The sequence below is a fragment of the uncultured Cyclobacterium sp. genome, assembly GCF_963976465.1.
Lineage (GTDB): Bacteria > Bacteroidota > Bacteroidia > Cytophagales > Cyclobacteriaceae > Cyclobacterium.
Genome location: NZ_CAXBOC010000363.1, coordinates 1 through 6,111, shown reverse-complemented (window position 1 = coordinate 6,111; position 6,111 = coordinate 1). Strand labels below are relative to the sequence as shown.

Genomic DNA, 6,111 nt, shown 5'->3' with positions numbered 1-6,111 from the left:
ACCTCCCCCTCAGTGTCAACTAGATTGAATTTTTTCATTTGAAATTAGTTTTTTGGAGCGATTATTATCCGCCGATAACTTGTAAGTGATGGTACACCCTTGTCGGTAACTTCGCAAATAATATGAATTGTTTTACCCGCCGCATCAGATGGGATGTCTATGGTAATGGTATCTGAATTTTTACTTTCAATTGCGACCTTGCCTTTATAGGTACTTGCTTCCGGCATTACCCACCATTTAAAAGTCAGTGGATCATTTTCCGGATCGAATGTTTTTGAGGCATCAAGGACAATTGCTTCGCCTTGTTTCTTTTCGATGTGAACCAAGTCAATCCCTTCATTTCCATTTAAAACGATTATTGGATTTCGATTCCCTGTACCTTTAGAGGCCCAATCCATTCGAGCGGCAAAATTATTAAAGGTGGCGGCATAAAAATAAGCAGCATAGTTACTACAAATTTGCTTCACTTTTCCTGTATGGTTATTATAGGCAAAAGTAGAATCATCAGGTGAAATTCCCCATTCAAAATAACCGCCCCAACTGGCTTGATTAGGAACAAGAGGGTCGTTTAAGCCATTAGGCATTAGGTATAGGAATGATGGAGTATCGCCTTCAACTCCGTATTTATACTTTGGATAGATTTTTCCGAGATTTCCATGGTTTTGTATATGCTGAGCATATTCATCCCAATTCCTTTTTCCGTTGCCGTTTTGGTATTTCCATGCACACTCATCCCAAAGGAATTTCAAGTCTTTTTCAAATTCCTTTCTCATCCATTGATTCGAACTTATGTGGAAAGGAGTACCTCCCTTATAGGACCTGTCTTGGTCAGTGATAGCATAAGTTGGTATTTTGTGCAAGAAGGCCTTTAATTCATCTTCGTTGCTGTTTTGCTGAACCTGCCAAATGGATTGTGCCAAGGTATTTCCGCCTCCCCAAAGCAAAACCCAAAGAGGGCGTTCATCATTTTCATTTGCTAGTTTAATAATTAGATTACTGCCGTCAGATATATTGTTTATGCCAATTTTATCAATTCCCCTCTGCTTGCTACCAAAAACAGTATGTTGCCGTAAATAATCAGGACTTGGCCAATACCCAATTAGTTGCCGGGTTTCATCTTTTTGGAAGGTAAGCTGATTAGAGCGTTTCTTGAGGTTTGGTAAATCTTTTTCATACGCATCAATGGCATCATGAATTAAATCAATAAAATCATCGCGCAGCACCTCATGGCTCCAGCCTGTAGTATAAATTATCCCTTCAATTTCAAATAAATCTGCATGTACAAGAAGCCTAATCAATGATTCGCTATCGTCGGTTTCCCAAGTGGAAACATCGGTAAGCACAACAATGCGAGGCTTTAAAATTTCTTTATTTTGAGATTGTTGAGCAAATACCGGCATTGCCACAAAAATTATTACGGTTAATATCAAATTTCTTAAAATCATAAATCTTTATTTAGTATATAATTGCTCTGTGGCCACGGGTATCGATCTTTTGATTGCAGAAGCTTAAAATTTTTATTGGCTTCTGAGAGGTAATAAAGAAGTTGAAGTGGACAATTGCCCTTTTATTGGCTACTTTCTCAACCCTCCTTTTATTTACTGTTAGTTTCCGGCATAAGTATTCTATTATTGAATATATCAAATTATAACAATAAGTGAAAGTCACTTATGGGAGAGTGTTCCGGATCGATTTCAGGAAAAGCTTTTCGGAGTTTTTTTTTTGTCGCAATGCTTGCCAGAGGCTTCAGAAAACCGGATTTTAATAAAGTTCTTATTATTTAACGGATAAGTTCTCCTTATTCAAAACTTCTCCTTTTAGCTCTATATTTTCAATAGTGTTGTAGGTCTCGATTACTTTTAGAGGCTTTTTTGTCCAAATAAACTTGCGATCGCTGGAAATATCGGAGCATCTTGACCCCTTTGAAATTAATGGGTTTTATCGGACATTCCGGCAGATGCTGCCCCCTTAAATAAAAAGCATAAGTTAAATTTTAACTTTTGAGATTAGTTAGATTTGAGCATCTTGTCTCCTGATTTAAGTCGACCCATTCAAAGAGCCCTTTCCTAACTTCAGGTTAGAATAGGGTGATTATTTGTATCAACTGGTAGCGGGGTGCCAAAGGGACTGTGCAGCATTTATTTCATTTTAAATGTATACAACTCGGGTTTTGCAAAATCACCCTTCATTTGTTGAGGAAGTCGGTAAACATTGCCCTCCTGATCACAGAAGTATAATCTTGATTCTGAAGGTTCGCGCCCGTGACCGTCTGCCCAGAAAGCGTAAAAGTCGGGATGCACATTGACAGGGCGCCGTGCATAACTATGGTTGTACTTGCTATTCCAAGTCAACATTTTCAGTTTTCTCCAGGTTTTTCCATGGTCTTTGCTCTCCCACATTTCCATTTCCCCACCAGTGTTGTAATCTTGTGGACCCATTGCAGTTGGGGCGATTACTTTCCAACTTCCATCCTCCTGGACATAGATGGAACCGCTGTCATAGTTGTTTCCTGCGGGTGTGAAATATTGGATTTCCCAGCGGCTCCCATTCCACCAGGCAGTATGCCACATTCGTGGTCCGTGAACCGGTCCCGGCAGGGGTCCATTACTTGTTTTGTAAAAAATTATGGGTCTTCCTTCCTTGTCGAAATTTAAATCGTCAATATAAACATTGCGATCTTCAACGTCGTAATCGTATATCATTGCCGGATTAGCTATCTCCCTCAGTGGCAAATCTATTGTTGCCCCATCAACCGTATTCCAGGTTTTTCCAAAATCATCCGACTGAAGATAATAAAGGTTGGTTCGGAAGTCCAGGCCACCCCTTACCTTTCTGTTGGGGTGATACATAAAGGTAGTACCGATTCGCTTTCCCTGATTTGCGCTTGTTTGGTAGTGGCCATCGCCCAGTAAGGACAAGTCTTTCCACTCAGACCAATTTATTCCGTCCTCACTCCTCATCCAGGAAATGACACGACCGCCAATTTGTTCATAATGGGTGAAAAGGCCAATAAAACCATCTGTATCGGAATAGTAAATTTGCATGTAAGAAAAGTTATTTAATGGCACTTTTTTGCCATCCACGGTTTTCGTTGTCGGCATCAATTCGAATTCAGAAATGTCGTAGGGTTTTACACTCCTATGAATAAAAGCAGGTCTTTCGACTCCGTGGGCAGTCGAAAAAATCCATATATAACCCTCTTTGTCCACTTGAAGCACGGGGTTGTCATGGGCATCCTCGGTGGCTTTGTCGAGAACGATGGTGGGACGAGGCACCTGGCCAGTCTTGTGATCAAAATAGGAGACCATGTGCAGCAGGGTTTTCTCACTTTGGTCGGTTCCACCATAACAGAAAAAGGTTTTGTCCACCTCTTCCGCATAAACTGAGAAAGGGTATTGTGTAGCACCATAGGTCCCCAGCCCTCCGCTATATTTATATTTGTACTGGTTGGTGACCTTTCCTGCCTGTCCGGCAGTATTGATATAATACCAAATTCCTCTGTACCCTTCAGCTTGCTTATTTATCAATCTGGCTTCCCCGTAAATATCGCTCTGCGCTTTTACCGAATTAAGCCCTAACACCAACCAGAATGAGAAAAGGATTGTCTTTTTAATTACTTCCATAATTTTTTTAAAGTCTATTTTGGTTTATTTGTTACCTATTGTCTTTGAGCGAATCCTGCTACGCCAGCCGATATTAATAAAAGAAATCAAAAGATGAAAAACCATTTTCAATCTATTTATAAGGATTGATAATGGATCCTAGGCCAAGTTGCCGATCCTTGAGTCTGTCGAAGGGTGTCAATGGGGTCCGGCGATTAGCAGGCTTTGTTTTGGTGCTTTGTTTTTATTAGTGCTTAAAAAATGGTTTAATTTAGTCAGGTTTTGAGTATTCAGTTAGTTCCTCTATATACAAAAAATCACCTTGATTTTGAGTCAATTTAATGAATGTTTTAACTTCGGGAGCATACAGCCAAATCTCTTCTTCATCGGCACTATACCCTCTGGAGTTCGTGGTTTTACCAGTGTATTTAATTGTGTAAGCCATGAAAGTTCCGGCTTCTACTGTTTCTTCTCGGTAAGACAGTATCTCAGCCACTTGACTTTGGTTTCCCGTTGTTCCATCTTGACTTGTCCAATTGTTTTCATATTTCCACTTTTTACCCACTTCCAGAGGCCAAGCATACTTAGGTGTTTCGCTTTCTTCCGGTTTAACGATTTCGGATATAGGAATGGTGTCATTACCGATAGTCATTCCTAATACTCCGTCAATACTGACTATTTCTCGCGTATCTTTTCCATCCGAGCGTACTTCTCCCTCCGTAGTCACACCTTTGTATTTCCAGACCCATTTCTCACCCACCTGATAATCAGCTAGCGAAGGTTGATTGGTGATGCCGTATTTAGTGGAGTCCTCACAGGCGGTAAGTATGCCTATTGCAAGTATTAGTAAGAATAGATTTTTCATATGATTTAATTTAATAGGACCTGTCAGATTGAATTTTATTACAATTACTAAGGTTTTAAATATAGCTTCCCTTTTCTAGTAAATGCTAATGGTTGGTGGTAGTAACAAGGGGTTTAATTTCGACTGTTTTCGGTAGGATCGGATCATTGGGATTGAATCTAACCTCGGAAAAACTGTCCAACTCACCAATAAATTACACTTTATTGATCGTCCAAAAACGATGTGTAGGTTGTATTTTTTCATAAGAACAATTTATCATTACAGGCATCTACGATCTTGGCTTATTAATTTTTGTAAATCAAGGGCGCTTATTGCCCATAGGTTATTTTACAAAGTACATGTCCACTTCCCCTTTTCCTTTGGCATAAATTTCCCCTCTGTATTCACAATCAATGTCATTTTTGACTAGCTGATAGGTTGGTTCGGAAATATTTATTTTGCCCGGTTCTCCGGATGACTCCATTCTACTTGCTGTATTAATTGTATCACCGAAAAGGTCATACCTGAATTTTTTCCTTCCTACGACTCCGGCCACAATAGGTCCGGAATGTATACCAACTCTCATTCTCCACTTTATTTCATGGGTCAAATTTCTTTCATCAAGGTAGTAAATCATCTGTTGGGCGGCTGAAATGCAGTTCTTGGCATGCTCCGTTATTCCTTCTCCAAGCCCACATGCAGCCACATAGGCATCACCAATGGTTTCAATTTTTTCAACTCCTGCCTCCTCAACGATTTCATCGAACCGTCCAAAAATATCATTCAATTCATTGACCAAAGTGATTTCTGAAATGGATGAGACTAACTCCGTAAAACCTTTGAAATCAGTAAATAATATTGTCACCTTTTGGTGCCTTTGGGGGATTGTTTTACCGGTTTCTTTTAGATCTTTCGCAACTTTGACCGGAAGAATGTTATGTAGGAGATTGTCTGATTTTTTCTGTTCAGCCATTAAGGATTCCTCCGAACTATCAATTAAAACAGACATACTCCATATAAGGGCGAGGCAAATGAATCCTGTTATGCTGATATTAACTACTTGTAATAAATAGGGATCTACTTCATCATAATGCGCAGTAATATTTGATTGAAGAATGACAGTTACAACCAAGGTTAAGCAAGCCAGTATACCAAAACCATGTGCTATTTTCCTTGCCTTTCGGGGGAAAGTCATGTAAGGAAGGATAATTATTAAGAAACTAATGAAGGCCACGCCTGAGGAATATCCCAGTAAATAAAGAAATAGGAGAACGGAAATATACGCCGCAATAATAAGCCATGTAGTTGCCAATACCCGCCAACCTTTATTGTTAAAAATTAGCACCATTAGAAACATCAATCCCAAGAGTGCATTGCTTCCGTAGATTATTGGGGAGTCCGTGAGAATAATTGAAAGGAGCATCCAAATTGCATTATATAAGGCGCCTAGAATAGAGGCTATATTCGTTACGCGTAGATACCTAATTTCAGTTATAGAAAAATTTTTATTAGCTCCAATATCAATCATTTTTTGAAAGAATCCGGATTCGTTTTTATCATCATTCGACATTTTGGTCCTCCTTTTTCTTTAGATTGCCTTTAAGTATAGCTAACAATAGATGATCTAATGTTTGAAGAAGACAATATAAGGACTAGAACCGCTTA

At 39.3% G+C, this 6,111-nt stretch carries 4 protein-coding genes; all 4 read right to left on the bottom strand.

Annotated elements, in window-relative coordinates; genetic code table 11:
* Nucleotides 1-44 precede the first annotated feature (44 nt).
* The 4 genes from AAC037_RS17890 to AAC037_RS17875 all read right to left on the bottom strand — a co-directional run bounded on the left by AAC037_RS17890 (nucleotide 45) and on the right by AAC037_RS17875 (nucleotide 6,016).
* Entirely contained in the window at nucleotides 45-1,445 is a 1,401-nt protein-coding gene (locus AAC037_RS17890) for a DUF1593 domain-containing protein (RefSeq protein ID WP_339904477.1), read from the bottom strand.
* A gap of 693 nt (nucleotides 1,446-2,138) precedes the next feature.
* A complete protein-coding gene (locus AAC037_RS17885) occupies nucleotides 2,139-3,623 on the bottom strand; it encodes a BNR-4 repeat-containing protein (protein WP_339904475.1) in 1,485 nt (494 codons plus the stop codon).
* 250 nt (nucleotides 3,624-3,873) lie between these two features.
* Entirely contained in the window at nucleotides 3,874-4,467 is a 594-nt protein-coding gene (locus AAC037_RS17880; protein WP_339904474.1) for a hypothetical protein, read from the bottom strand.
* 322 nt (nucleotides 4,468-4,789) lie between these two features.
* The gene (locus tag AAC037_RS17875; protein ID WP_339904472.1) at nucleotides 4,790-6,016 is read right to left on the bottom strand and encodes an adenylate/guanylate cyclase domain-containing protein; all 1,227 of its coding nucleotides are present in this window, start codon (nucleotides 6,014-6,016) and stop codon (nucleotides 4,790-4,792) included.
* Nucleotides 6,017-6,111 lie beyond the last annotated feature (95 nt).

What these genes read in the sequence shown, in the direction of transcription:
- AAC037_RS17890 (WP_339904477.1), bottom strand. Translation starts at nt 1,445, where the DNA reads ATGATTTTAAGAAATTTGATATTAACCGTAATAATTTTTGTGGCAATG.
- AAC037_RS17885 (WP_339904475.1), bottom strand. Translation starts at nt 3,623, where the DNA reads ATGGAAGTAATTAAAAAGACAATCCTTTTCTCATTCTGGTTGGTGTTA.
- AAC037_RS17875 (WP_339904472.1), bottom strand. Translation starts at nt 6,016, where the DNA reads ATGTCGAATGATGATAAAAACGAATCCGGATTCTTTCAAAAAATGATT.
- AAC037_RS17880 (WP_339904474.1), bottom strand. Translation starts at nt 4,467, where the DNA reads ATGAAAAATCTATTCTTACTAATACTTGCAATAGGCATACTTACCGCC.